Raw genomic sequence first — 25,318 nt, forward strand, 5'->3', positions numbered from 1 at the left:
AGCTCTAATTAAAAATATTAAACGAAAAATATGATTATTGAATGCTGTATTTTTTGCAATTGATTAATTAAAATAAATTGGCATTTTTACTCTTATTTTTCGATCTCTGAGATAAAAAAACATAAAAATTGCCAAGTGAAATTAACAAACTGTTTTGACAAACGATTCAAACAGTTTGCTAATAAAGATTGTTTGATGCTTTTTAATTGCTCGTTTTTAAACTTATACCAATTCTCAAAAGTAACTGGAGACTTGGTAGGTTGGGTTGAACGATAGTGCAACCCAACAAAAGCCTATTGATGTTGGGTTACTCTTCGAGAACGCTTCGCGAACGTACCTCAATCCAACCTACATTTTTAATTTTATCTATCTAGCTAGTTTCAAGAAATGGTATTATTACAGCTTTCAAAAGCTTCGAGCCTAAAAAGCGATCGCTCTACTCAAGTTAAGGCAAACTCAACATTACGAGTAGTTAAATCTTTAAATACTTGTTTCACTACAGGATGAACTAACTGATAGTTCTTAACATTTAAACCCATAGCCAAAGCAGCATCATTTTCTAAAGCTTTAATTCCAGAGTCGGCAAGTTTAATTACATAGGGCAAGGTACTGTTATTTAAAGCTTGAGTAGCCGTCCAGGGTACGGCACCAGGCATATTAGGTACGCCATAGTGTACTACTCCCGACTCGACATAGGTAGGCTGACTGTGAGAAGTCGGACGCAGGGTTTCAATACATCCTCCTTGATCTACAGCAACATCGACAATGACCGAACCAGAACGCATTTTTGCGACTAAAGCGCGATCGACTAAAGTGGGAGCGTTTCTACCTGGGACTAATACCGCACCGATTAATAAATCTGCATCGGGAACGGCAGCTTCGATAGCGGCAGGAGTGCTGTAAAGTAGTTCTACTCTAGAACCAAACAGCGTTTCTAGATAAGATAATCGCTCGACGTTGATATCAAAAATTTGTACTTTCGCACCCATACCTACGGCGATCTTTGCCGCCTCCGTACCGACGACACCGCCGCCTAAGATAGTGACTTGACCAGGAGACACGCCAGGGATGCCGCCTAACAGAACTCCTCTGCCTCCCTGTTGTCGTTCTAAAAAGCGTGCGCCAAACTGTACCGCCAGCCTACCTGCAATTATGCTCATCGGCATGAGTAAGGGTAAAGTGCGATTGAGTTCTACAGTTTCATAAGCGATCGCCGTTACTCCCGAATCAATTAGATATTCGGTAAGCGATCTACTGGCGGCTAAATGTAGATAGGTAAACAGTATTTGTCCCTGTTGGATAAACTGATATTCTGCTGCTAGTGGTTCTTTGACTTTTATTACCAGTTCTCTATTCCAGGCATCCTTAACTTGTGAAACAATAGTCGCACCAGCTTTTTGATACTCCTCATCACTAAAGCCAGAACCGATGCCTGCTTGAGTTTCAACAAACACATGATGTCCTCTATCTGCCAGAACGCGAACGCTAGCAGGTGATAAACCTACCCGAAATTCTCGATCTTTAGTTTCCTTTGGTACTCCAACTTCCATAATTAACCTCTATTTTTTGTGTATGAATGATTGACAAATTTGAAAAATATCTTTTACAGGAATAAAGAGATACAGTCCTTTACCCTTTCACTAAACCTGACTATCCAAAGCTTGCTTCAAGCTATTAACTATGATGTCTGCGTCTGCCTCGGACAAAATCAAAGGTGGAGCGATAATTAACACGTTAGAAAGCCCTGGTACGGTGCTGCCATTACGTCCGATTATCGTACCCAGTTTCAAACAGTGAGAGACAATTGCCCCTACTTTTTCTCCCGCCAGAGGTTCTTTAGTCTGTTTGTCTGCCACTAATTCGATACCTAAGAGCAATCCTTTACTGCGTATATCTCCTACATAGGGATGGTCTTCTAAAGTTGCTAGTTCCGATCTCAAATAAGCTCCCATCTTGGCGGCATTTTCTGCTAGCCGTTCGGTTTCTAAAATTTCAATATTTTTTAAAGACAGAGCGGTCGAAGCGGGATTACCGCCATAAGTATTAATATGGCGAAAATGAGAAGTTGAATCGGTTTCATCTAAGAAGGCTTCAAAAATATGCTGTTGGGTGACAGTTGCCGATAGGGGTAAATAACCACTGGTAATGCCTTTTGCCAGAGTAATCATATCTGGCTTAACTTCCCAGTGTTCGTGTCCGAACATCTTACCCAAACGTCCAAAACCGCTTACAACCTCATCGAAGATTAAAATAATACCGTAGCGATCGCAAATATCTCTTAACATCGGTAAGTATTCATCGGGAGGTACGATAACACCGCCGCCAGAAATTACGGGTTCGACGATGATTGCCGCAACAGTTTCTGCCCCTTCATGAACGATCGTATTTTCGATAGAACTGGCACATTCAATATTACAAGAGCCATAGGTTTTACCAAACGGACAGCGATAGCAGTAGGGTGGATGAACGTGAAAAAAACCAGGTACGAGAGGTTCGTATTTAGCGCGACGTTCGGCTTGAGCGGTAGCACTCAACGCACCCATAGTATTGCCGTGATATGCTCGATAGCGAGAAATGATTTTATACCGCCAACCGCTACCCGTTTGAGCGTGATATTGACGCGCCATTTTAAATGCCGTTTCGTTGGCTTCCGAACCGCTGTTGGAAAAGTGAACTTTGCCTTCAAAATCTAATAACTCTAAGAGTTTGGCTGCCAGTTTTATTGCAGGAGAATGGCTCATCACAAGAGGAAAATAAGACAGTTCTACAAGCTGTTCGCGTGCTGCTTCTGCCAATTCCTTTCGTCCATAGCCGACATTAACGCACCACAGTCCCGACACCCCATCTAGGTATTCTTTACCCTCGCTATCGGTGACGTAGCAACCTGCTGCCGTATCCATGCGTTTGGGTGGGTTGCGTTGATATTTTTTGTGCTGCACCATCGGATGCCATAATGACTCGACATCCATTTGAGTCAGCGATACTTCGTTTCGCGAACGTGAGGATGTAACTTCCTCTAAATTCGTTACATTCATCGGCTCGTCAGTACGATCTAACATCGTGTTGCCTCCTATAAACGATTGGTATTTGAATTTAAAATTAAGAATGCGATCGCGTTACATCTAGAAAAAGCTTTAAGACAACGAACATAAATTCACATCAGAACTAGAACGCAAAAATATACTGCGATCGCCAGAATAAAAATATTATTGGCTGATTCTACTTAGAGAAGTCCTGTAGCTACCTAACAGAAAAAGCCAGATAAAACTAATTAAATGCGTTGGGAGAACCAACTCCGCTTCTGTTGATTAAGTGCTTATGCAGCCTGCCATGCTTGACGAACAGTCGCCAAGGAGTATGGTTATTGCAAAGAGAACGCTGATAAGACACGGCAATAAAATCCGAACTAAATAAAATTGAATACTGTTTCGATACCAAAAGCTTATAAAAGCAAATCGAGCTTTTTTGTTCGCCACAAACATTTTGCTGTAAAAGTCATGAAACTTTTAACTTTGACGGTTTATCATGGTTGCACTTGACTGATCTGTAGTTAAAACCAAAAGCTCGCTAATGTTGACGTGGGGTGGACGAGTGGCGCAAAAGACGACAATTTCGGCAATGTCGTCGGGAGTTAGAGGAGTGAAACCCTGATATACTTTCTCTGCTCTTTCCGTATCGCCTCTAAATCGCACTTGGCTAAACTCTGTTTCTACCGTACCAGGATCGACACAACTTACTCGAATTGGAGTACCGAATAAATCTAGCTTTAATGCTTCCGACAAAGCTCTAACTGCTGCTTTAGTAGCACAATAAACATTACCCCCAGGATAGTTTTGATGTCCCGCGATCGAGCCAATATTAATTACGTGTCCCTGCTGTCTCTTTACCATTCCTGGCAAAAGCGATCGCGTTACGTACAGTAATCCTTTAACATTGGTATCGATCATCTCTTCCCAATTTTGGATGTCTCCTTCATAGAGCTTTTCCAAACCACGACTCAACCCCGCATTATTAACCAAAATATCTACATCGCGCCAAGCTTTGGGTAAAGAAGATAAAGATTTTTCTACAGTGGCGCGATCGCTAACATCCATCTCTAATAGATGAATTTTAGTATCGCTAACTTCTTTAATCTCGGCAGCAACTGCTTCGAGTTTTTCTTTACGTCGTGCGGCTAAAATCAACGCTGCACCTTCAGCAGCAAACGCTTTGGCACAAGCTGCACCGATGCCACTACTCGCACCTGTAACCAATACAATCCGATTTTGAATTGAAACCATATTTACATCTAGATTAATGTTGCATTTCTTAAGAGTAGGCTTTTTTGGCTGAATAAAAACTATATCTTCCAGTCTAGATAGCTAACCAGCAATTCGATTTGCTTTAGAGAGTGCGCTGTATTTTTTCAAAACATCGAGAAAAGCAAAAACTGCGGGAGTGTGAAGAGCATCTTTTAGCACTGCCGCTTGAATACTTCTTTCTAGAGAAGTTGGTAAAGAATAAACTTTTAACTGTTCGGGGATAGGTTCGGCAGCAAGACGAGGCATAATTGCAGCACCTAAACCCTGCATTGCTATAGCGACTATAGTAGAATCTTCCCGCATTTCATAACCAATATTTACTGGTTTGGGCGATCGCTGTAAGTATTTGCGAAGTTCTAGAGAACAGCTATTTTTTGCCGAAATAATTAAAGGATATGTAGCCAGTTGTTCCCAAGTTAACTGTGTCTGTTTTAAATTTGCACTGCGAGGCAACAACACTACATATTCTTCGCGATAAATTTCCCAAGTTTCAAATTCTTCAGAACACGGTAAATCAATAATTCCAATATCGGCTTTGCTCGAACGTAAAATACTTTCAATTTCAAAATGTTCGTCAACATCATTAACTTCAATCTCGATCGCGGGAAACCGACTGCGAAACTGAGCCATGAGTGCGGGTAATATATGTGTTGCGGCACTGCGAAAAGATACTAATCTAATATTTCCCCCTTCTAAACCTTTGGCTCGATTGGCTTCTGTGGCAATTTTTTGTAGCAAATCCAAAATTTCTCTGGCTGGCACAATCAACTGCTTTCCTACTGCCGTAAGATCTGCACCATTGCGCCCGCGATGAAATAAAATTACTCCTAATTCTGTTTCTAAAGCTGCGATCGCATGACTGACTGCTGACTGGGAAATCTCCAGGTGTAAAGCTGCCTCACTAAAATTGTGATAGTCCGCCACCGCAACCAAAGTTCGTAGCTGTGAGATTTTTAGTTTGTACGGATCGATCGCGCTCATAGGTTTGATGGTCAATCTTTGTGCAATATCTTAGCAAGATTACCAAGTTGCTTTTCAATCCGATCTTTACTGACTATCCTACAAAGTAGATAGGGACTGAAATCCAGAACTATTAATTTTATTCATACTTACTATGCAGACAATGTTTTGTATCTAAAAAACTAAATCGCTACAGTTTATTTAAAGCAAATAAATCGGAGTTAGTTATGAAAATTATTTTACAAACAGAAGCGCGAAATATAAGCGATCGCGAAATAGCAGAAAATCAAGCTTATTTAATTGGTTTATTAGATCGAGCAGCTGGCTTGACTGGTAATTTACGAGCCAAATTCACCAACAATAATAAAGCAATTGCAACTCGTAAAACAAGAATAAATTAAATTAACAGGGCAAAAGCAAAGTTATAACAAATCTTCCTGTTTGTTTATTTACCAATTTTGCAACAGTACCCTACTTATTCTCGATTGAGAATTATCGTAATTCTTAAGTTATTTCAATTTTACAGGGTTGTGAGTGCCTTGTTTAAATGTTTGCAAATATAGCAATTGGAGGTTTTTATGATAAACATTATTGGGTTTGCCGCCAAAATTTTAACAAATATCAGACATAGTTTGTTCGTTCCAAAAAACGAACTTCAAGTCGAACAAAAATGCGATCGCTACGGTCACTTATTTTGGCAGGTGTACGACCCTATTACTCGTAAATCTCATACTTTTGGTTCTGATGGGGATGTAAGAATCTGGATAGAAAAACGCATGCGCGGCTTATAAAACTACTTAAAAAAAACAATTTAAAAAGGAGTAACTAATGAACTTTTACAAAACTAACGCAAATTATCCAACGAGCGACAATAACAAAGTTATAGCTTTAGCCAAAAAAGCTAAAGTATGGGTACAAAAATTTTGGGAATTTAGCTGTTATTACGGAGAATATAAGGCAAGTTTGCACGCCAAGAAAAAATAAATTGCCATGTGAAAATAACGTCAGTTCGATATTTTGATTTGGATAAATATGTAAGAACTCGGAGCGATAAAAGCTATCGCAGCTCATAAAGCTATTTGAAAAAACAATCTAAAAAGGAGTAAACCAATGAACTTTTATAGAACTAACACAAACTATCCAACAAGCGATAACAACAAAGTCTTGATTGTAACCAAAAAAGCTAAAGTATGGGTACAAAAATTTTGGGAATTTAGCTGTTATTACGGAGATTATAAAGCAAGTTTACACGCCAAGAAAAAGTAGCCGCTTATTAATGAGCAATAAGCAGTTATCAATAAACAATTGTTATTTAACATTTGAACTGATGAAGAAACAGATGGATGACTGCTGGTAAGCCCGTTAGAGTATGGCAACTCGTTATGAAGCTGCTAACGCCTGTATTTTTCCCGTTTGCTAAATTAGCGAAAAAGCGATCGCGCCAGAGAAACTTCGGCTAAATTGCCAATTGTCTGCCAGCAGAACGTAAAGTCACTTTATGAAGCGATCGCGTTAGTTACTCTCTATGCAGCTAGAGCAATTGATTTAGATGTAAAAATTGAGCGTTGTTTATTTAAACTTTACTATACTCAAACATTCTCACTAACTATTAGGGAGACAATTGGTAGATAATAGTTAGTAGTTGACCGCCAACAACAAATTTTACACTCCAAATCTACCTGTCTTTAGAGTAACCTAATTGATATTAGCAACTGTATTTCGATCTAATTTTATCTAACATAAGTATTGCTCGAAATGTTTTTCAATTAAATTCTTCATGCAGCCAAATCACTTTTTCTCTTTAGAACGAGTAATCGATCGCCAGCCTCTAGCAGTAACTTCCCAAACCTCGGTTGCGGAAGTTATTCGCTTGATGCAGAAAAAAAAGAGTGGTGCAAGCAATAATAATAATTCTTTAGATTCAAATTATGCCGATCGCTTTCACAATAGCTGCGTTTTAATAGTTGAAGATGCCCGTCTTCAGGGAATATTTACCGAGCGAGACTCGATCGACTCAATCGCCGCAAATAGAGATTTAGCAGCTACATTTGTTAGTGAAGTAATGTGCAGAGAATTTGTTGCACTACGACTAACTGGTTCGGAAGATATTTCTACGGCGATCGCTTTACTACGCCAGCATCAGATTAGTTACTTACCAGTAATAGACAATGACTGCCAGCTTATCGGCTTAATTAGTCGCGATAGTATTTTTCAAAGAATCGAACTGAGAGAAAACTCAGTCAATCAAGCCGAGCAAAAGTCAAGCAATAGTTTATCGTTAATAGATAATCGCCAGCAAGATCGAGCAGTTCGAGAAAGATTATCTAGAGAACAAATAGTGGCAGCGATCGCTCTACGTATCCGTCAGTCATTAGATTTAAAAACGATTTTAAACAATACTGTAGACGAAGTCAGACAGCTTATCGAAGCAGACAGAGTGTTGATTTACCGTTTTCAACCAGATGGCAGCGGTACGGTTACTAATGAAGCCGTAAGTAATCCTCAATGGTCGATCGCCGATCGCACTTTTGCAGACTCTTGTTTTCAACCAAGCTGGCGTGATTCAGAGCTAAAAAAGCGTATTTTTTCTTTAGCAGATATTAACCGCGCTCATTTAAGTCAGTGTCACCTCGAATTTTTAACTAGTATTCAAGTTAGAGCTAACATAGCTATTCCGATTGTGTTGAGCGATGAAGCTTCTGAAAGCGACCATCTGTGGGGATTGTTAATCGTTCATCAATGTTCTGCGCCGAGAAATTGGCAAGAATCCGAACTAGAACTACTGCGGTTATTAGCTACTAATGTAGAAATCGCCATCCAACAAGGAGAACTATATCGGCAGGCACAAACCGAACTCAATCGGCGCAGACAGGCTGAAAATTTGTATAAAACTTTGATAACTTTTGCCCCAGTAGGAATTTTTCAAACTGATGCCAAGGGCGACTGTATATTTGTTAATGCTAAATGGCAGGCAATGACTGGAAGGTCTGTTACCGAAACATTAGGGCAAGGATGGGTTGAGGCTTTACACCCTGAAGATCGCGATCGCGTCTTTGCTGAATGGTACGATGCAACACGAACTCAAACAGAGTTTAACCTGGAATATCGCTTTAGAACCTCCGAAGATAAAACAATTTGGGTTGCAGGTAATGCAGTTCCTCTTTATGAGGCTTCGGGAAAAGTTACGGGATATTTAGGTACGGTAACTAATATTAGCGATCGCAAACGACGCGAAGAAGTTTTAAAAGACATTGCTTCTGGAGTCTCAGTTGAAGCAGGAGCAAATTTTTTGCCATCTTTATTTGAGTATCTGAGCAAGACGCTAAAAGTAGATTATGCTTTCGTGGGCAAACTAATTCAGCCAGATGCAGACAAGATCGAAACCATAGCAGTATATGGTAAAGGTCAAATTATTAGCAATTTTGAATACGATCTAGCTGATAGCCCTTGTGGCAAGGTCATCGAACGAGGACTCTGTGTTTATCCTCAAGCGGTTAGACAACTATTTCCCCACATTCCACCTTTAGAAGTAATGCAAGCAGAAAGCTATGCGGGAATGCCGATTTTTGATGAATCGGGAAAAGTTTCGGGTTTAATTGCTGTTGTTGACAGCCAACCTTTGGAAGATCTTGCGCTAGTTGAAGAAGTATTAAAAATTTTTGCTAGCCGCGCTACAGCCGAATTAGAACGGCAACAAGCTCAAATACAGCTTCAGACTAAAGCCAAACAGCAAGAAGCAATAGCGCAACTAGGGCAATATGCTTTAGCAGAAAATATATCATCTTTAATGGAGCGAACGGTAAATTTGGTAGCTCTAGTATTAGATGTAGAATACTGCAAAGTCTTAGAATTACTTCCCGATGGAAAAAACCTCTTGCTCAAAGCAGGAGTAGGCTGGCATCAAGGTTTGGTGGGAGTTGCTACAGTCAGAGCCGATACCAACTCTCAAGCTGGTTATACTCTTCTTGGTGCCGAACCAGTAGTAGTAAGAGAGTTAGCTTCAGAAACTCGCTTTAGCGGACCTGATTTATTACTCGCTCACCAGGTAGTAAGCGGAGTGAGCGTAATTATTGCTGGTAAAGATAAACCGTTCGGCATTTTGGGTATTCATACAACCAAACAACGAATTTTCAGCCCAGAAGATATTAATTTTATCCAGGCGATCGCTAACATTATCGCTCAAGCTAATCGCAGACAGCAAAGCGAAGCCGCCCTAAAAACCAGCGAACGTAAATTCAGAGGAATATTCGACCGAACTTTCCAGTTTATGGGACTTCTAGAACCCGATGGCAAGATTATTGAAGCTAACCAAACTGCATTGGACTTTGTCGGCTTGACTCCTCAAGATGTAATTGGCAAACCTTTTTGGGACACTCCCTGGTGGTCGATGTCTGAAGAAAGTCAACAACTTCTTAAAAGTGCGGTTGCGCGTGCGGCAACAGGAGAATTTGTTCGGTTTGAAGTGGATCATCCAGGCACTGAAGATCGCGTCATTACTGTAGACTTTTCTCTCACTCCAGTAAAAGACGATACGGGAAAAGTTACGCTGCTAATTCCTGAAGGGAGAAATATTACCAATCTCAAGCAAGCAGAACAAAAAATTCGTCAACAGGCAGCTTTATTAGATGTTGCTAACGATGCAATTATGGTTAGAGGTTTAGACGACCGAATCTCGTTTTGGAATCAGGGAGCTGAAAAACTGTATGGTTGGACAAAAGCAGAAGCTGTAAATAAAAATGCCGCTCGGCTTTTCAATCGAGAATCTACAGCAGAATTAAGCACAATTAGCCAGACAGTTAGACAACGAGGTGAATGGCAGGGACAACTCAACCACATTACTAAAGCAGGTAAAACCATTACGGTTGAAAGTCGCTGGACCTTAGTAAAAAACGACTCAAACAATTTACAGGCATATTTAGTAGTAAACACCGACATTACCGAGAAAAAACAGCTAGAAACGCAATTTCTTCGCACCCAACGCTTGGAAAGTTTAGGCACTCTGGCTGGTGGTATCGCTCACGATCTCAATAATATTCTGGCTCCGATTCTGGGGTTTTCTCGACTACTGCCCCTCAAGTTGACTAACTTAGACGAACAAACCAAAGAGTTTTTTAAAATTATGGAAACCAATGCCCAGCGAGGAGCGGCTTTGGTAAAACAAATTCTTACCTTCGCCCGAGGCTTGGAAGGCGATCGCGGTATCGTACAAATTCGTCATTTAATTGCCGAGATCGGACAAATAGTCACCGAAACTTTTCCTAAAACTATTGACTTAAATATTGATGCGCCCAAAAACCTGTGGACGATTAATGGCGATGTCAATCAACTACATCAGGTATTGATGAATTTGGCAGTTAATGCCAGAGATGCCATGCTCGAAGGCGGCACACTAACCATTTCCGCTGAAAATTTTACCGTTGATGCCAAATATACTCGACTGCATTTAGATGCCAGTGAAGGTTCTTATGTTTTAATTACCGTTGCCGATACTGGTATGGGAATTGCTCCCGAAATAATCGATCGCATTTTTGAACCGTTTTTTACCACTAAAGAAATCGGTCGGGGTACGGGTTTGGGTTTATCCACCGCCATTGGTATTGTCAAAAGTCATGGTGGTTTCATCGATGTGGTTAGCGACAGAAGACATAACGGTAAGGGAACTCAATTCAAAGTTTTCTTACCAGCTTGCGAGACATTATCGACATCTTCAGCAGAGACAGAACAGATACCTTCTGGTAATGGCGAATTAATTTTGGTTGTCGATGATGAAAGTTCAATCTCAAAAGTAACTCAAGCTACGTTAGAAACTTTTAACTATCGAGTTTTAACCGCTAGTAACGGTATCGATGCGATCGCCACTTACGTCCAAAACGATCGGGCGATCGCCCTGGTGATTATGGATATTATGATGTCTGGAATGAATGGTAAAACGGCAATTCGTACTCTTAAAAAAATCAATCCAGAAATCAAAATAATCGCCGTTAGTGGCTTAATCTCCAGTCAAGAAATTATCGCCGAGATTAATTCTAATATTACGGCTTTTATCGACAAACCCTATACTAATGAGGAATTATTGAGAACCGTTCATCAGTTAGTAACTAGCGATTCCTTATCAATGAATATTAATGCTGACTGACTAAAAAGCAAATTTTAAAATGTATTTCTTTGCTATCCTTTTAAAGTTTTGGCAAATAAATCGCTCAATCGCTGCATTGCAGGGGAAATATCTTCGGGTAACAGGCGTACATCAATAATGCTAAAATTTTCACTCGCACGAGCTTGCTGTAATGCTTGTCGTAGTTGTGCGCCAGTTTCAACGATAAATCCGCCACCGCCCAGTAAATTAGCAAACTGAGCGTAGTTCATGCTCGAAATTTTAACAAAATCTGCTCGTTCGTGAGCCATCGAACGCAAAGAAGTGTACGAGCCATTATTAACTACAATGACTATTGGCTTTAGACCCAATCGCCTAGCTGTTAACAGTTCCATACCTGTCATCTGAAATGCTCCATCTCCTACCAGCGCGATCGCTCTGCGAAATGGATCGGCTAATTGCGCCCCAATAACTCCTGGAATGGCAAAACCCATACCAGCGTAGAAAGCAGGGCATAAATATGACGTTCCTTCGTGCATCTGGACATCATCGGCTGCAAACAAAGTATCTCCGACATCTGTTATTAACAAAGTATGACGATCGATAAATTGATTGAGTTCGTATAGTAAGCCACTCATGGAGATATTGCCGTAAGCAGGAGCTACCCTTGGTTGCATTGCTGAGATTGAAGCTAAATCGTAACTGGGTAAATTTTTACTATCAGCCAAACCCGTGACAAAATCTGCAAACAGTACGTTACGATACTCATGATGTTTGATGGCAATACTTTCGGAAGTAGCATAAACAGTGCGCTTTGGCTCTAGATGAGAGCTAAACATGCCTAAATTAATATCGGTCATAAATACCCCTAGCATTAGCAAGCAGTCTGATTCTTCTACTGTGTCGCGTACGTAAGGATCGCCAGCCTCTCCGTTGTAAATGCCAATATATTGCGGATGTTTTTCAGGGAACACCGACTTACCTAACATGGTCGAACATACTGGAATACCAAGTTTTTCTGCTAAGGAAACTGCTTTATCTTGTAAACCAAAGCGATGTAATTCTACACCAACCATTAATACTGGCGATCGAGCCGCATGCAGCATCTCTAAAGTCTCTGCTATTACCTCTAGTAGTGCTTCGGGTACTGTTTGCTTAATTGGTGGTGGTAAGTGTTTGGCTTCTTCAATTTCTGCGTACACCATATCGCGAGGAATTTCTAAGTAAACTGGACGCTTAAAAGTTGTAGCGTAGTCGATCGCGCGATGAATTTGCACGTCGGCAGTAGCAGGATCGTCTAAGAGTGCAGTATAAAGTGTAATTTCTGAGTAAACTCGTCTTTGGGTATCGAAAGTTTTTACTTTATGATGCAGCAATTTTTTTTCTTGTCTTTCTCTAACACCAGGACTGCCACTTAAAATCACTAAGGGTGATTTTTCAGCGTAAGCCCCCGCTACGGCATTAACCATATTTAACCCACCAACACTATAGGTAACAACAGCCAATCCCAAGCCGCGAATGCGAGAGTAAGCATCGGCTGCAAAGCCAACACAGGGTTCGTGAGTCATGACGATGGGTTCAATTTTGCTTTCTGCCAGGGCATCGTAAAGAGTTAGAGCAAAGTCTCCTGGAATTCCAAAAGAGTGTTGTACTCCTTGTTGGTGCAGTAGTTCAAAAATGTGTGGTGCTAATTGGGGCATATTGTATTTCCTCCCCCAACGATAATATTTAGTTGTGATTTAGCTTGATTTTCTTAAACTTAGAAAACCAATATTTGTCTAGTTTTTTTGATAAAAAACTGATATTAACTAGCAATAATATTGAAATTTCTTTTGTTTGCCAAACAAAACAACTTAGATCGCTATGAAAAATCAAACTAATATAGAAAATATACAGCTTTTCTATACAGATGCCTACATTATAGCAAATATAAATAATATGTTTTTTGGATGAAATTCTATTAACTATAGTAATTATAAAAAATATAATATAAATAGTTTGGGAGAATTAAACTCAATTAAGTTTGCTCTTGTAAAGCAGCTTCAATTATTTCAGTTAATTTTCTCCCCAGGCGATGCCGCCAGTACGACGAGGATCGGCAGCAGCGGTCAAACCATTAGTAGAACTCCACAAAGCAGCTTGCACTCCCCCAAAATACATCGAAAGCTTTTCAAATTGACGGGTAGATAAATCTAGTGTCTCTACGTTCAACCCAGTTTCAAACGCGATCGCAGGTGACTGGTTAAAAACTTCAAAGTGCAGTCGGGGGTGAGATATGGCTCGTTCTAAAGATAGATCCAGACTAATAAAATTAAATAATACTTGTGCGATTGCGGTAGTAATGCGAGATGCCCCAGGAGAGCCAATCGCTAGCACCGAACCATCGGTGTGCCGACATATCGTCGGTGCCATATTAGAAGTAAGACGAGTACCTGGGGATAAGTCGTGTAAACCCTGGGGATGTAACTCAAGTTCGCCTAACGAATTATTAAGCCACAATCCCGTACCTCCAGGCATTACCCCCGAACCATATCCCGAAGAAGCTGAAATCGAACAAGCCAAACCATCACTATCTACTGCTGAAATATGAATCGTAGACGGAGATTTAGTTAACTGTTGCCAGTCGTCTTTAGCCGCCATTTCTAGTAATCGAACTGCCTCTTTTTCAATTAGCTCTTCGCTGACTCCTTCTAAATAGTTACTGCGATATTGCAATACCGCCTGCTGGATCTCGGCTATTTCTTTTACCGTTTGGGCATTCCATTCCTGATGCGATCGCTTGTCTAGCAACAACAGCATCGCTGCCAGACAAGTACCTCCCACTGCTGGAGCAGGATTGGTAGCAATTTCCCAATCTCCAAACTCTATCGTTATTGGCGATCGCTCGATCGCTCGATAGCACTTTAAATCTTCCAGAGTTAATAAACCCTGATTGGCTTGAATTTCGGCGGTAATTTTTTTGCCTAACTCGCCACCATATAAAACATCCACTCCCCGTTCGGCGATAAGCTCTAAACTTCGAGCTAGTTCGGGCAGTCGCACCAAATCACTAGAGCTTAAATGGCTGCCGTCGGCTTTGTGTATTGCACTATAGCTATCAGGATGCCAGCCAAAAATAACCTGATGGGTATAGGAAAAGTATTTTGCCGTTACTGCCGATAGAGGAAAGCCTTTAATTACCTGCTGTTGGGCTGGAGCCACTATTTCCGACCAGGGAAGATCGCCATATTTTTCTGCTGCCAAATTCAACCCAGCAAATATTCCAGGGGTAGCTACAGAACCATAGCCTACCATCGTACTCGTACCGCCACCATAATCAAAAAATGCCTCTTGCATCCCACTGCCAAACTTTACCGAGTCCAAACCTCTTCCTGGCATCTCGGCGTAGGCATCGATAACAGTTGGCTCTTCGCCTTCGCGCCAGATAGTAATAAAGCCGCTAGCACCAGGAGCAATAATACCGAGGTTGGTACACATAGAAGTTAAAGTTGCAGCGATCGCCGCATCAACTGCATTACCTCCGCGATCGGCTACGGCAGCACCAGCATCTACTACAATTTGAGCATCCGAGGCAATAACAACTTTTCGTGGCATATACGAGGGCTAAATATTAATTGGCTTTTACTGATACTACGCCAAATTCTGCACTAGTGTATAAATTGCGATCGCGGCGTTTGAGCTAAAGTACTAAACTTGAACTTTGAAACAATACAAATTTTGTTTTTTCTTTTCAAATTTAAAGATTGAGTTATTAATCAAAAATATTCTATATCTTTAGTTGCACACTTAAGAAGTATTTGTGTTTAATACTATTAAAAAATTGCATAATAATAAAACTTTTGATGGATGATAGTTTGTATTTATAAACCTAAAATTAAATCAAAGATAAAAATATAAATTCAGGAGATAGATACTTATGAGTACCGAAGATAGAGCAAATGCTACTGCTAAAAACATAGAGGGTAAAGCACAAGAAGCTTTAGGTAAAGTTACAGGCGATCCCGAACATAAAGCAGAAGGTCAGTCTAAGCAAGCCGAAGCTTCCGCAAAACATGCAAAAGAAGACGTAAAAGATAGTGTTAAAAAAGCAGTAGACTAGTATTTTTAGCATTTAAGTTATTTATATAATTTAATCGGGGTACAGTAATACTGTACCCCGATTTTTTAGTAAAATTAGCTAGTTAAAATTATGCAAGTTTTTATTAGCTGAAATGGTATTCAATCGCCAAACATATCAACAAGTATTTTTAAACTTAGGTAAAAATCATAATAAAATAATTGCGCCTATACCTTTACATATTTTTGAAAGCATACCATCTACAAATCAAAAGCTTTGGCAATTAATCGAGCGCGACTCTAAAATTTCTCTAGGGGTAATTGCCCTACAGCAAACCGCAGGAAAGGGACAATGGGGCAAACAATGGCTGTCTCCTAGTGGCGGGATGTATCTTTCAGTATCGCTGTTTCCCGATCTTGCTTTAAATAACAATTTTCATTTGATAATGGCTACGGCTTGGGGGATCGCTACTACCTTACGCAGCTACAATGTACCAGTCTCGATCAAATGGTCTAACGATTTAGTTTTGTCGGGACGCAAATTAGGAGGAATAAAAATTGAAACTCGCGCTAAACGGCAACGTATAACGCAAGCCGTTGTTGGCGTGGGAATTAACTGGACAAATCCCGTCCCCGCAATAGGAATTAATCTATTGTCTTATCGCGATCGCCTATCTTCTTTAGAAGAGCTAGTGGCGATCGCCACCTACGGTATTATTTTTGGATATCAGCATTATCTTAAAGTAGGTGCAAAACAACTTGTAGCTAGATATTCAGAGTTATTAATTAATTTGGGACAGCAAATTAATATAGATGGCGATTGGGGAACGGTAACAGGAGTAACGACAGAGGGAAAGTTAATCGTTAGGACGGAAACAGCTACAGAAGTTTATTTGACTCCAGGTCAAATAAGTTTGGGATACGAGTTTTAATTATCTTTAACTAATATTTTTAAGCGATCGCTCAATTATAGGTAAATATTGCCAGAAAATTATCGCCCCAACTAGACAACATATACCCTCAATCAGCATTGTCGATGGCGCACCGACAAAATACGCCAAGACACCAGCAAATAAATTACCACAGGGTAGCATAATCGAGTCAGAGGCGATGGTATATATACCCATAACTCTGCCTTGTTTGTCGGCTTCGGTCATAGTCAGAATCATTGTATTGCTAGCGGCATTATTAATAATTAAAAACAAGCCGATAAAAGCAACTGCCATAAATGACAACCAAACAACCCTCGATTGAGAAAAAACAATCAGTACGACACCTAGCATAGCTGCGGCAAAGCCATACAACCTTTCCAACCCGACTAAACCAGAACGCAGACTTAAATAAACCGCACCAATTAAAGCTCCTACTGCTGAAGTCGTCATCATATACCCAAAAGTATGGGAACTACCGCCCAGAAATTCTCTGGCAAAGACAGGTCCTAAAGCAATCAAAGGGGTACCCATAAAGTTGACTAAAGCCAACAATATCAAAATAACTCGTATTGGTATGGAGTTGAAAGCATAGCGGAAACCAGCAATTAGTTCGCGCTGAGAAAATTTGGTATGCGTAGTTTGTAAGGTCTGACTCGGTGAAATCTTCATTGCCAACAGCGAAGCAAGCACGGCAATATAGCTAAGTCCATCGATTAGAAAGCAAATTCCCGTGCTGTACCTGGCAATTATCACCCCGGCAATTGCAGGACCGAGTAACCGCGACAAACCTAGAAGCGATGCATTAAGAGCGATCGCGTTATTTAAATCTGCTCGTTTATCTACCATTTCTGGTAAAAAAGCCTGCCGAGTCGGCAGATCGAGAGCATTGATAACACCTTGAATAAAGCTTAAGATAATTAAATTTCCAATATTGAGAGTGTTTGTCAAAGCTAATGCTGCTAAAGTCAAAGACTGCAACATGGAAATCATTTGAGTGGCTAACAAAATTTGACGGCGATTGTGGCGATCGACATAAGAGCCAGCCAACGGTGCCAAGATTGCGGGACTCTGACTCAAAAAACCAAATACTCCCAACACCAGAGGAGAATCAGTCAAACGATAGACTGCCCAGATAGCGGCTACGTTATTCATCCAGGTACCAATTAGAGAAGTTCCCTGTCCGAAAAAGAAAAGTCGATAATTTCTAGAGCTAAGAGCGCGTAATTTTAAATTTAGCTGAGGCAATCTCATTAATTAGAGTTTAAAATTGTCAGTCTAGTCATAAATAATAAACTAGTTTCCAGTAGTTTAATACCTGAGAATATTATGATGCTACGAAGCGTTAGCTCTAGTTTAGTAAAAATCGAATATTTGTGCGGGAGTCAAAGAAAGTTGTTGGAGTATCGTAGAGCGAATGGTTTGACTTCTTTATTGAAATATCTATCTTCCTTCTTGGGAATACGCATGGAAGCTAAAAACAGGGAGGCTAAATATAATTATTTTTCCCTAGTCGTTTGTAGCGATCGCTAGCTGAAAAATAATATGAAATCCAAAAATATTTAATAGTTATAAAATCGCAAGCATCAACTAAGATCGGCAACGACAAGAGAAAAACGAAAAGTACTTCCTTTACCCAACTCGCTTTCAACTTCTATCTTGCCACCCTGTAATTCTACTAAATGACGAGAAATAGCCAAACCAATACCGCTACCGCGACTCTGTCGAGCGATCGCCCGCTCGGAACGCCAAAAACGCTCGAAGACATGGGGTAAATCTTCTGGAGCAATTCCAACTCCCGTATCTCTTACCTCTAGCCATACTCGCTTCCCTGTTTGCCAAACTTTAAGGGCGATCGAGCCTGCTTCGGTGTAGGATACGGCATTACCCAGCAAATTTACCAAAACCTGTTCTAAGCGGTCTAAATCGGCTAAAACTAGGGGCAACGTCGGCGGACATTCCAGGCGAATGGTCAAATCTTCTAGTATCTGAGCGGCAAACCTCTCTACAAGAGCCGACAATAGAGGATACAAGTTTATCGGCGCGAGATGAATGGTTAAATACCCTGCTTCAGCTTTGGATAATTCTTGTAAGTCGTTGACTAAACGCTGTAACCGCTTGGTTTCTTTCATCAGTCGCTCGTATACTTCTGGGGTAGCTTCAATATGAGTAGCGGTAATTCCTTCAAGATATCCGTAAATAATTGTCAAAGGGGTTCGTAGTTCGTGAGTGAGATCGCCAATCAATTCTCGACGATGTTGTTCTACACCTTCCAAACTGCTTGCCATATGATTAAAACTAGTGCTAAGTCGATTTAGTTCGGGTATATCATTAGGAGGCAATCTTTGACTCAACTTTCCCCTGGCAAACTGCTGTATAACTCTTTCGATCTTTATCATTGGTTTGGTAATTCGCCGCGCTACCCAAAGGCTCAAAACTCCTGCGGCAGTGGTACCGACAATTACCGACCACAAGGTGCTACTATGCCATGCACTATCAAAGCCTTCTACCACCTCTGAACGAACATCCTGAAAATCGAAACCTTTAGCTTCAATTGCCTCTAAACGTCTGGCAAACAGAATGGGAGAAGCAGCTTTCCCCACAATCACCAGAAAACTTACGGTGACAATTGCTACTAGTAAATGAGAAAAAAACAAGCGTGTTGCTAGAGAAAGGGGTTTTAATCGCAAGAAAAAGTTAGCCACAATATTTATAGCAAAAGTCACAAGTTAAAACTAAAATGCCCAACCCTTCGACAATGAGCAATGAGCAATTATCAACGGATCGGTAAACACTGTTCACTGCTTTATGAGGTTTTCTCGTCTTCAAATTTGTACCCTACTCCCAACACTGTTTTAATAAACTGAGGATGAGCCGAATCTGGTTCGATTTTTTTACGCAGTCGGGCTATGTGAGTATCTACGACACGATCGTCACCATAAAAATCATCTCCCCACAGACGGTCGATTAGCTGAGTGCGATTCCAAACGCGATTAGGCTGACTGACAAAAGTTTTGAGCAGATCGAATTCAATTGATGTTAAATTCAACTCTTGCTCTTTGCTGCCCTCAATTTTGACTGCGATGCGTTGAGTTTCGTTGACCGAAAAATGCTGGGTACGAAGTTGTAAGTCTTCAGTTTCTATATGTCGCAAACTACGTCGCAACAAAGCACGAATTCTGGCGATTAACTCTGGTGCGCTAAAAGGTTTGACTAGATAATCGTCAGCACCCGTAGACAAACCGACCACCCGATCTATTTCCTCTCCTTTTGCCGTAAGCATTAAGATATAGGGATCTTTGCCTTCAGTTTCGCGGCGAATACGAGTACATACTTCCAAGCCGTTTAATCCTGGTAACATTAGATCGAGAACGATTACGTCTGGTTGCTGTTCTTTAAATACTGCTAAAGCCGCTATGCCATCGCGACAGTGCTGACAATCAAATCCTTCTTTTTCCAGATTGAGAGTAATTAAACGAGCAATTTCAGCCTCATCTTCGACAATCAATATTTTATGAGACATTGGCGGTCAGATCGTGTTTATTTTCTATCTGCATTATTTATTATTTAACACTCTACAAACAAACGGTAAAAACCCCATAGTTAAATTAATGTGCGGCAGTATTACCACCAGTTTTGACTTTTTTACAGAAAATTAACGCTAGACCGCAGAGTAAGATAGCAAATCCCATAAAATAAAAGCAGTCGTTATAAGCCATCGTGTAAGCCTCACGACGGACGAGATTATCAATTACTGCGATCGCCTGTTGTCTTGCCGTTACCGCATCGCTACCGCGAGATATAAAGGTTTGAATTAAGCGATCTATTCGTTGTTGAGTTTGGGGATCGTACAGAGAAACCGCTTCGCCAATGTGACTGGAATGAAATTGCTCTCGCCTGGAAAGTAAAGTCGATAAAGCAGCAATACCCATCGAGCCACCTAAGTTACGCATCATATTAAATAAGCCAGAAGCCGAACCAGCCTCTTTGGGTTCGATATTGCCCGTAGCAATGGTAGTTAGAGGAACAATCATTAAAGGTTGTCCTAAAGCCCTAACCAACTGCGACCAGCGTAATTGAGTAATATCTGTTTGACTGGTCATACTAGAATTCATGAAGCAGCTTAAAGCAAAAATACTAAATCCCACTGCTGCTAAAAACCTGACATCAAAACGCTGCATCAGTTTGGGAACTAGAGGAATTAATAATAGCTGCGGTAAACCAGACCACATAATTACTTCCCCAATTTGCATTGCCGTGTAGTCTTGAATTTGGGTTAGATATAGGGGCAAAATATAAACCGAGCCGTATAAGCCCAAACCCAAAGCCAGTCCCGCTATACTACCAATGCTAAAGTTACGCCTGAGCAGCAAACGCAGATTGATAAAAGGCTGACGGCGAGTTAGTTCGATCCATAAGAAAACAGTGATAAAAATCGCGGCAAAGATAGCGCAACGAACAATCAACTCCGAACCGAACCAGTCTTTACGATTGCCTTCTTCTAAAAATATCTCCAAACAACCCAAGCCGATCGCCATACTGAGAATACCCCACCAGTCGCCATTTTTGAGTAAGTGAAGCTGCATTGGTTTGGCAGGAATAGCATAGGCGATCGCCGTTAGCATAATTAATCCAGGAATAATATTAAGATAGAAGTTAAATTCCCAACCGATATTATCTGTCAGCCAACCGCCAATAGTCGGACCTATGGAAGGTGCAAAAGTGGCAGTCATGGCAAATAACGCCATTCCTACAGGCTGTTTCGATTGAGGTAAAAACGTTAGAACGATAGTCAACGCCATCGGGATTAAAACCCCTCCCGTAAACCCCTGACAGGCACGAAAAACAATCATTACTCCCAAGCTCGATGCCTGAGCGCAACAGATAGAGAAGAAGATAAATAAAGTAACGTTAACTAAAAGATAGCGTCGTACCGAAAATACCTGGGATAACCAACCCGTTAGCGGAATTACCACGATTTCGGCAATTAAGTAAGCCGTTGAAATCCAGGAACCTTCTTCTAAGGTTGCTCCTAATGCTGCCTGAATTTCTTCTAAAGACGAATTGGTAATTTGAATATCCAGCACCGCCATAAACGCACCCAACATGGCACCTGCGATACCGATCCAGGTTTTTAGACTAACCGTATCTTGCTGGAGTTTGACTGTATTTATTTGAGACACTTTATGTTATTGGGTAGGAGGATCGAGAGTGAGGAGTTAGAAAAAATTCAAAGCGATCGCTGTTTTCAAACCTAATAATTAAATTTTTTATCAAACTAAACTCAGAGCGATCGCTCCTGTAGCTAAAAACGCTGCTATAGTCCGAACGTGATTCCAAAACGTCCAATCAGTAAGATAGCTCTCCCATAATGCTGCGCCTTGAGTACTTGTTGGCTCGACTTTCGCTAGAGCTTCGTTCAAAGGTACATTAAAAACGATTGTTACGCCTACCGTACCAACAATATAAAGTATGCTGCCAACTAGTAAGTAAATTGAAGCCGATTGATGCAACTTTAACAATGAAAAGCTAACTAAAAATAAACAAACTACTCCCGTACCAAACAATGCTGTCATAAACCAGGGATTAATTACGGTAATATTAATAGACTGCATAGCAGCAATACCCTCTGAGGGTTTGAGTCTAGCTAGAGCTTTCATTACGAAGGATGAAAAAGCAAAGAAGACTCCTGCTACCAATCCAGAGCCTAAAACTACGAAAAGCTTTAATATGAAAAGCGAGTGGTTAGTAATTGTCATTAAGCCTCCTGTAATTGCACTAGAGTGTTTTTATTGTTAATTATGGTTGAGCTTTAAATGTTTTTCGTAAAATTATTCGCTCGATTTTAATCGCGGTCGATCGCACTTGATTCCATAAACACGAATTCTCAAATGCGAGCCTGTTTAGTAAAGAAATATATAGAGGAATCGAGATTATATACGGGTAGATTGACAAAAATCTTTATGGTAATCATATATCTATCTTTTTTTGATTTGACATTAATTATTTATCTTCTAACTTTTAACTCCTAATTTATTAATGCACCCCTGTCACTCTATTTCTATTCCCCTTACCGAGAAGTAATAGCAAAGGTAGAGTACATAAAAAAGCAACGCCGACGAATTTAAAAATATCTTCAAAGGATAAAATTGCCGACTGAAGATCGATCGCCTGAGATATTGCCGCTAGTGCTTGCTGATGGGCGGTATCGGCATCTATTCCCCGATTTTGAAAGGCACTGGTTAGAGCTTCCAAACGCTGGTTGGTTGGAGAGTTATAAAGACTGACGCGATCGCTCAAGATGCCGCGGTGAAAGTCTTCTCGTCGAGCAAGTAAAGTAGTAAGAATAGCAATACCGATACTGCCGCCTAGTTGACGGGTGAGATTGTAAAAGCCAGAACCCGCAGGAACATCGTTTTTAGGCAACGAACCCAAAGTAGCCAGACTCAGGGGTAAAAACATCATCACCATACCGACTCCGCGCCAGAGTAACGGATAAAATAAGGCTTCGGTTCCCGTATCGGGGTTAATCTTTGCCAGTTGAAACATGACTAAGCTGGTAATAATGCCCCCGCTAGCAATCAAAATTCTGGGGTCGATTTTACTTGCCACCCTACCCAATATCGGCATCATTATCGCTGCGGCTAACGCCCCTGGAAACAACAGCATACCCGTTTGCATGGCGGTAAAGTCCAGTACATTCTGAGCAAAAATTGGCACGGCAAACAACGCACCGTAAAGTCCCATCCCTACAACTGCCGAATAAAGACTGCCAGCAGCTAGAGAACGGTAACGCAAAATTCGCAGATCTACAGCGGGACGTTTGGCAGTAAGTTCGCGCCAGATAAATAAACCCATTCCCATCGCTGCGACAATTCCCAGAACCACGATAAAGTTAGAGTTGAACCAGTCGTCCCGTTCACCTTCTTCTAAAAAAGTCTGCAAACTGCCTACTGCGATCGCCAGCAAACAAATTCCCAACCAATCGACTCTACGTTTGTCTTGTCGTCTGACTTTGGCATCTGTGGGCAGAAACAACCAGCACATCATTACGGCTAAAATCCCAAAGGGAATATTGACAAAAAAGATCCATCGCCAGCCGACGCTATCGGTTAAATAACCACCCAAAGTAGGAGCGATCGCGGGACCAACGATTACCCCCATACCAAACACCCCTTGAGCGATGCCCTGTTCTGCGGGAGGAAAAGTTTGAAATAAAATTGCCTGTGCTTTGGCAAGTAACCCACCGCCACAAAGACCCTGAAGAATGCGCGAAATAATTAGAAACGGTAAAGTTGAGGCAAAGCCACACAGTACAGAAGCAATGGTAAAACCAACTAGGGAAAAGATAAAGTAGCGTTTTTGTCCGAACTGTTCCCCCAACCAAGCACTTAAAGGAATGATAATTACATTAGCGATCGCATAACCCGTAACCACCCAACCAATTTCGGTAATTGTCGCTCCTAAATTTGCCTGAATATCGGGCAGGGCAACGTTAACAATACTGGTATCTATGACTTCGAGAATTGCCCCCAAAGCTACACTAAGAGCGATCGCCCATTTTTCATTTAACATTTAACAGTCATAATTGTTCATTGTTCATTGCTCATTGTTCTAACTCCACGCTGACGACTGCCGACATTCCTGGAGTTATACGCGATTCGTACCCTTTAATACTCTGGTTAATACTCTGGCGATCGAGAACAATTTTGACAGGGATACGCTGTACTACTTTGGTGAAATTTCCCGTAGCGTTATCGGGGGGCAATAGAGCAAATTCTGCGCCCGAAGCAGGAGAAATACTGTCTACCTTGCCGACAAAAGCGCGGTTGTCAAAAGCATCGATTTTAACTTCTACCGTTTCCCCTGGCTTAATTTCTCCTAACTGAGTCTCTTTAAAATTTGCCGTAACCCAATAATCGTTGCCGACAACTGCCATTAAAGGCGTTCCTGCTTGAATTCTTTGTCCGACTTCTACCGTCTTACTACCCACTTTTCCCCCTGTAGGTGCGGTAATGTTGGTATAGGAAAGCTGTAAGCGGGCATCTTCCAGGGCAGCTTGAGCTTGAGCTATTTGAGCTTGAGCGGCACTGTATTGAGCGCGGTTGGCTTCGGTTTGTTGTCCGCTAGCCGATACCTGCTGTAATTCGCTTTTGGTGGCGGCGAGTTTGGCATTGGCACTAACTACCCCTTGTTGCGCCTGTGCTAGCTGAGTTTGAGCCTGCTCTACTCCTTGTTCTGCTGCATTTTTTTCTGCCTGTGCCACTTCATAAGCGGCTTGGGCATTATCCCGTTGCTGTTGAGAAACTGCTCCCTGTTGGTATAGAGTCGAATAGCGTTTGTAATCTTGCTGGGTTTTGTTTAAATTGGCATTGGCTCTAGCTAACTCTGCTTTCGCCGAACCGATTCCCGATTTTGCCCCCGATACGGCAGCTTTGGCAGTGGCAATGTTGGCAGTAGCATCGCTAATATCTCCCTGTGCTTGAGTCGATGTAGCTTTGGTAGTTTCTGAAGCGAGGGAAATATTGGCTTTAGCGGCGTTTGCCTGTCCTTGTGCGGTTGCTAGTGCTGCTTCTGCTTTAGATACTGCAACTCGATAATCGCCAGGATCGAGTTTGACTAATAGCTCTCCTGTATTGACCTGTTGGTTATCGTTGACATCTACTTCAGTTACCGTTCCAGGAATACGGCTGCTTATTTGATGGACGTGTCCCGTAACATAAGCATCGTCAGTAGTTTCGTGAGTAGACGCATAGTGCCACCAGCGATAGCCAAAGACACTCGCCCCAATTGCTCCAATTCCTACTGCCGCCCAAATAAGTATTTTCGAGGGTTTTTTACCAGATTTTTTAGGGATTTTGCCGTTTGTTTCTGGAGAGTTTTTTTGGGGTGAGTCTGCAAAGCGTTCGGTGATTCTTTCTCTATCTCTATCAGAGGATTTGTCGTCTATAGTTTGCATTTGCTTGATTCCTCTAAAA

General features: G+C 41.2%; 18 protein-coding genes. 5 read left to right on the top strand and 13 right to left on the bottom strand.

The annotated features are described in order from the left end of the window. Nucleotides 1-440: 440 nt before the first annotated feature. The 4 genes from ald to KV40_RS00495 form a co-directional block, all read right to left on the bottom strand. The gene (gene ald / locus KV40_RS00480; RefSeq protein ID WP_036476734.1) at nt 441-1,550 is read right to left on the bottom strand and encodes an alanine dehydrogenase; all 1,110 of its coding nucleotides are present in this window, start codon (nt 1,548-1,550) and stop codon (nt 441-443) included. Between the two features lie 90 nt (nt 1,551-1,640). Then, nucleotides 1,641-3,059: an aminotransferase gene (locus KV40_RS00485; RefSeq protein ID WP_253274114.1), complete on the bottom strand. Its 1,419-nt coding sequence runs from the start codon at nt 3,057-3,059 to the stop codon at nt 1,641-1,643. Nucleotides 3,060-3,506: 447 nt separating this feature from the next. After that, on the bottom strand, nt 3,507-4,280 hold the full coding sequence (locus KV40_RS00490) for an SDR family NAD(P)-dependent oxidoreductase (RefSeq protein ID WP_036476736.1): 774 nt from the start codon (nt 4,278-4,280) through the stop codon (nt 3,507-3,509). 81 nt (nt 4,281-4,361) lie between these two features. After that, nucleotides 4,362-5,297 carry a LysR family transcriptional regulator gene (locus tag KV40_RS00495; RefSeq protein WP_216595474.1) on the bottom strand — a complete coding sequence of 312 codons (936 nt, stop codon included), beginning with the start codon at nt 5,295-5,297 and terminating at the stop codon, nt 4,362-4,364. A 191-nt stretch (nt 5,298-5,488) separates the two neighbouring features. On the opposite strand from KV40_RS00495, the gene KV40_RS34465 reads away from it, so the two are divergent. From KV40_RS34465 to KV40_RS31685, 3 genes are all read left to right on the top strand, one after another. Next, nucleotides 5,489-5,662 carry a hypothetical protein gene (locus KV40_RS34465; RefSeq protein ID WP_156113889.1) on the top strand — a complete coding sequence of 58 codons (174 nt, stop codon included), beginning with the start codon at nt 5,489-5,491 and terminating at the stop codon, nt 5,660-5,662. 177 nt (nt 5,663-5,839) lie between these two features. Further along, nucleotides 5,840-6,052: a hypothetical protein gene (locus KV40_RS00500; RefSeq protein ID WP_036476742.1), complete on the top strand. Its 213-nt coding sequence runs from the start codon at nt 5,840-5,842 to the stop codon at nt 6,050-6,052. 986 nt (nt 6,053-7,038) lie between these two features. Further along, nucleotides 7,039-11,397, top strand: a complete 4,359-nt coding sequence (locus KV40_RS31685) for a PAS domain S-box protein (RefSeq protein WP_052055214.1) — start codon at nt 7,039-7,041, stop codon at nt 11,395-11,397. 32 nt (nt 11,398-11,429) lie between these two features. Here the strand turns inward: KV40_RS31685 and KV40_RS00510 are convergent, their stop codons facing one another. Both KV40_RS00510 and KV40_RS00515 read right to left on the bottom strand, forming a co-directional pair. After that, a complete protein-coding gene (locus KV40_RS00510; protein WP_036476743.1) occupies nt 11,430-13,055 on the bottom strand; it encodes an alpha-keto acid decarboxylase family protein in 1,626 nt (541 codons plus the stop codon). A gap of 355 nt (nt 13,056-13,410) precedes the next feature. After that, nucleotides 13,411-14,949, bottom strand: coding sequence for a gamma-glutamyltransferase (locus tag KV40_RS00515; RefSeq protein WP_036476746.1), 1,539 nt, complete (start codon nt 14,947-14,949; stop codon nt 13,411-13,413). A gap of 322 nt (nt 14,950-15,271) precedes the next feature. Between KV40_RS00515 and KV40_RS00520 the strand changes: the two genes are divergently transcribed. Then, nucleotides 15,272-15,454 (top strand): CsbD family protein, encoded by a 183-nt coding sequence (locus KV40_RS00520; RefSeq protein ID WP_036476748.1) that lies wholly within the window; start codon nt 15,272-15,274, stop codon nt 15,452-15,454. A 112-nt stretch (nt 15,455-15,566) separates the two neighbouring features. Beyond that, nucleotides 15,567-16,343 (top strand): biotin--[acetyl-CoA-carboxylase] ligase, encoded by a 777-nt coding sequence (locus KV40_RS00525; RefSeq protein WP_036476751.1) that lies wholly within the window; start codon nt 15,567-15,569, stop codon nt 16,341-16,343. Nucleotides 16,344-16,349: 6 nt separating this feature from the next. On the opposite strand, the gene KV40_RS00530 is transcribed toward KV40_RS00525, so the two are convergent. From KV40_RS00530 to KV40_RS00560, 7 genes are all read right to left on the bottom strand, one after another. Next, nucleotides 16,350-17,594, bottom strand: a complete 1,245-nt coding sequence (locus tag KV40_RS00530) for an MFS transporter (protein ID WP_036476753.1) — start codon at nt 17,592-17,594, stop codon at nt 16,350-16,352. Nucleotides 17,595-17,926: 332 nt separating this feature from the next. Then, nucleotides 17,927-19,066 carry a cell wall metabolism sensor histidine kinase WalK gene (locus KV40_RS00535; protein ID WP_253274115.1) on the bottom strand — a complete coding sequence of 380 codons (1,140 nt, stop codon included), beginning with the start codon at nt 19,064-19,066 and terminating at the stop codon, nt 17,927-17,929. 80 nt (nt 19,067-19,146) lie between these two features. Continuing rightward, nucleotides 19,147-19,863 (bottom strand): response regulator, encoded by a 717-nt coding sequence (locus tag KV40_RS00540; protein WP_036476755.1) that lies wholly within the window; start codon nt 19,861-19,863, stop codon nt 19,147-19,149. 85 nt (nt 19,864-19,948) lie between these two features. Continuing rightward, nucleotides 19,949-21,523, bottom strand: coding sequence for a DHA2 family efflux MFS transporter permease subunit (locus KV40_RS00545; RefSeq protein ID WP_036476757.1), 1,575 nt, complete (start codon nt 21,521-21,523; stop codon nt 19,949-19,951). 90 nt (nt 21,524-21,613) lie between these two features. After that, entirely contained in the window at nt 21,614-22,099 is a 486-nt protein-coding gene (locus KV40_RS00550; RefSeq protein ID WP_036476760.1) for a DUF1772 domain-containing protein, read from the bottom strand. Nucleotides 22,100-22,376: 277 nt separating this feature from the next. Beyond that, entirely contained in the window at nt 22,377-23,915 is a 1,539-nt protein-coding gene (locus KV40_RS00555; protein WP_036476762.1) for a DHA2 family efflux MFS transporter permease subunit, read from the bottom strand. A gap of 31 nt (nt 23,916-23,946) precedes the next feature. Then, entirely contained in the window at nt 23,947-25,299 is a 1,353-nt protein-coding gene (locus KV40_RS00560; protein WP_036476765.1) for an HlyD family secretion protein, read from the bottom strand. Nucleotides 25,300-25,318 lie beyond the last annotated feature (19 nt).

It is taken from the genome of Myxosarcina sp. GI1, assembly GCF_000756305.1.
Classification (GTDB): domain Bacteria; phylum Cyanobacteriota; class Cyanobacteriia; order Cyanobacteriales; family Xenococcaceae; genus Myxosarcina.

Excerpts from the sequence above, each read along its gene's own strand:
- KV40_RS00550 (WP_036476760.1), bottom strand. The coding sequence starts at position 22,099 with ATGACAATTACTAACCACTCGCTTTTCATATTAAAGCTTTTCGTAGTT.
- KV40_RS00525 (WP_036476751.1), top strand. The coding sequence starts at position 15,567 with ATGGTATTCAATCGCCAAACATATCAACAAGTATTTTTAAACTTAGGT.
- KV40_RS00500 (WP_036476742.1), top strand. The coding sequence starts at position 5,840 with ATGATAAACATTATTGGGTTTGCCGCCAAAATTTTAACAAATATCAGA.
- KV40_RS00560 (WP_036476765.1), bottom strand. The coding sequence starts at position 25,299 with ATGCAAACTATAGACGACAAATCCTCTGATAGAGATAGAGAAAGAATC.
- KV40_RS00485 (WP_253274114.1), bottom strand. The coding sequence starts at position 3,059 with ATGTTAGATCGTACTGACGAGCCGATGAATGTAACGAATTTAGAGGAA.
- KV40_RS34465 (WP_156113889.1), top strand. The coding sequence starts at position 5,489 with ATGAAAATTATTTTACAAACAGAAGCGCGAAATATAAGCGATCGCGAA.
- KV40_RS00540 (WP_036476755.1), bottom strand. The coding sequence starts at position 19,863 with ATGTCTCATAAAATATTGATTGTCGAAGATGAGGCTGAAATTGCTCGT.
- KV40_RS00555 (WP_036476762.1), bottom strand. The coding sequence starts at position 23,915 with ATGTTAAATGAAAAATGGGCGATCGCTCTTAGTGTAGCTTTGGGGGCA.
- KV40_RS00490 (WP_036476736.1), bottom strand. The coding sequence starts at position 4,280 with ATGGTTTCAATTCAAAATCGGATTGTATTGGTTACAGGTGCGAGTAGT.
- KV40_RS31685 (WP_052055214.1), top strand. The coding sequence starts at position 7,039 with ATGCAGCCAAATCACTTTTTCTCTTTAGAACGAGTAATCGATCGCCAG.
- KV40_RS00510 (WP_036476743.1), bottom strand. The coding sequence starts at position 13,055 with ATGCCCCAATTAGCACCACACATTTTTGAACTACTGCACCAACAAGGA.
- KV40_RS00520 (WP_036476748.1), top strand. The coding sequence starts at position 15,272 with ATGAGTACCGAAGATAGAGCAAATGCTACTGCTAAAAACATAGAGGGT.
- ald (WP_036476734.1), bottom strand. The coding sequence starts at position 1,550 with ATGGAAGTTGGAGTACCAAAGGAAACTAAAGATCGAGAATTTCGGGTA.
- KV40_RS00515 (WP_036476746.1), bottom strand. The coding sequence starts at position 14,949 with ATGCCACGAAAAGTTGTTATTGCCTCGGATGCTCAAATTGTAGTAGAT.
- KV40_RS00530 (WP_036476753.1), bottom strand. The coding sequence starts at position 17,594 with ATGAGATTGCCTCAGCTAAATTTAAAATTACGCGCTCTTAGCTCTAGA.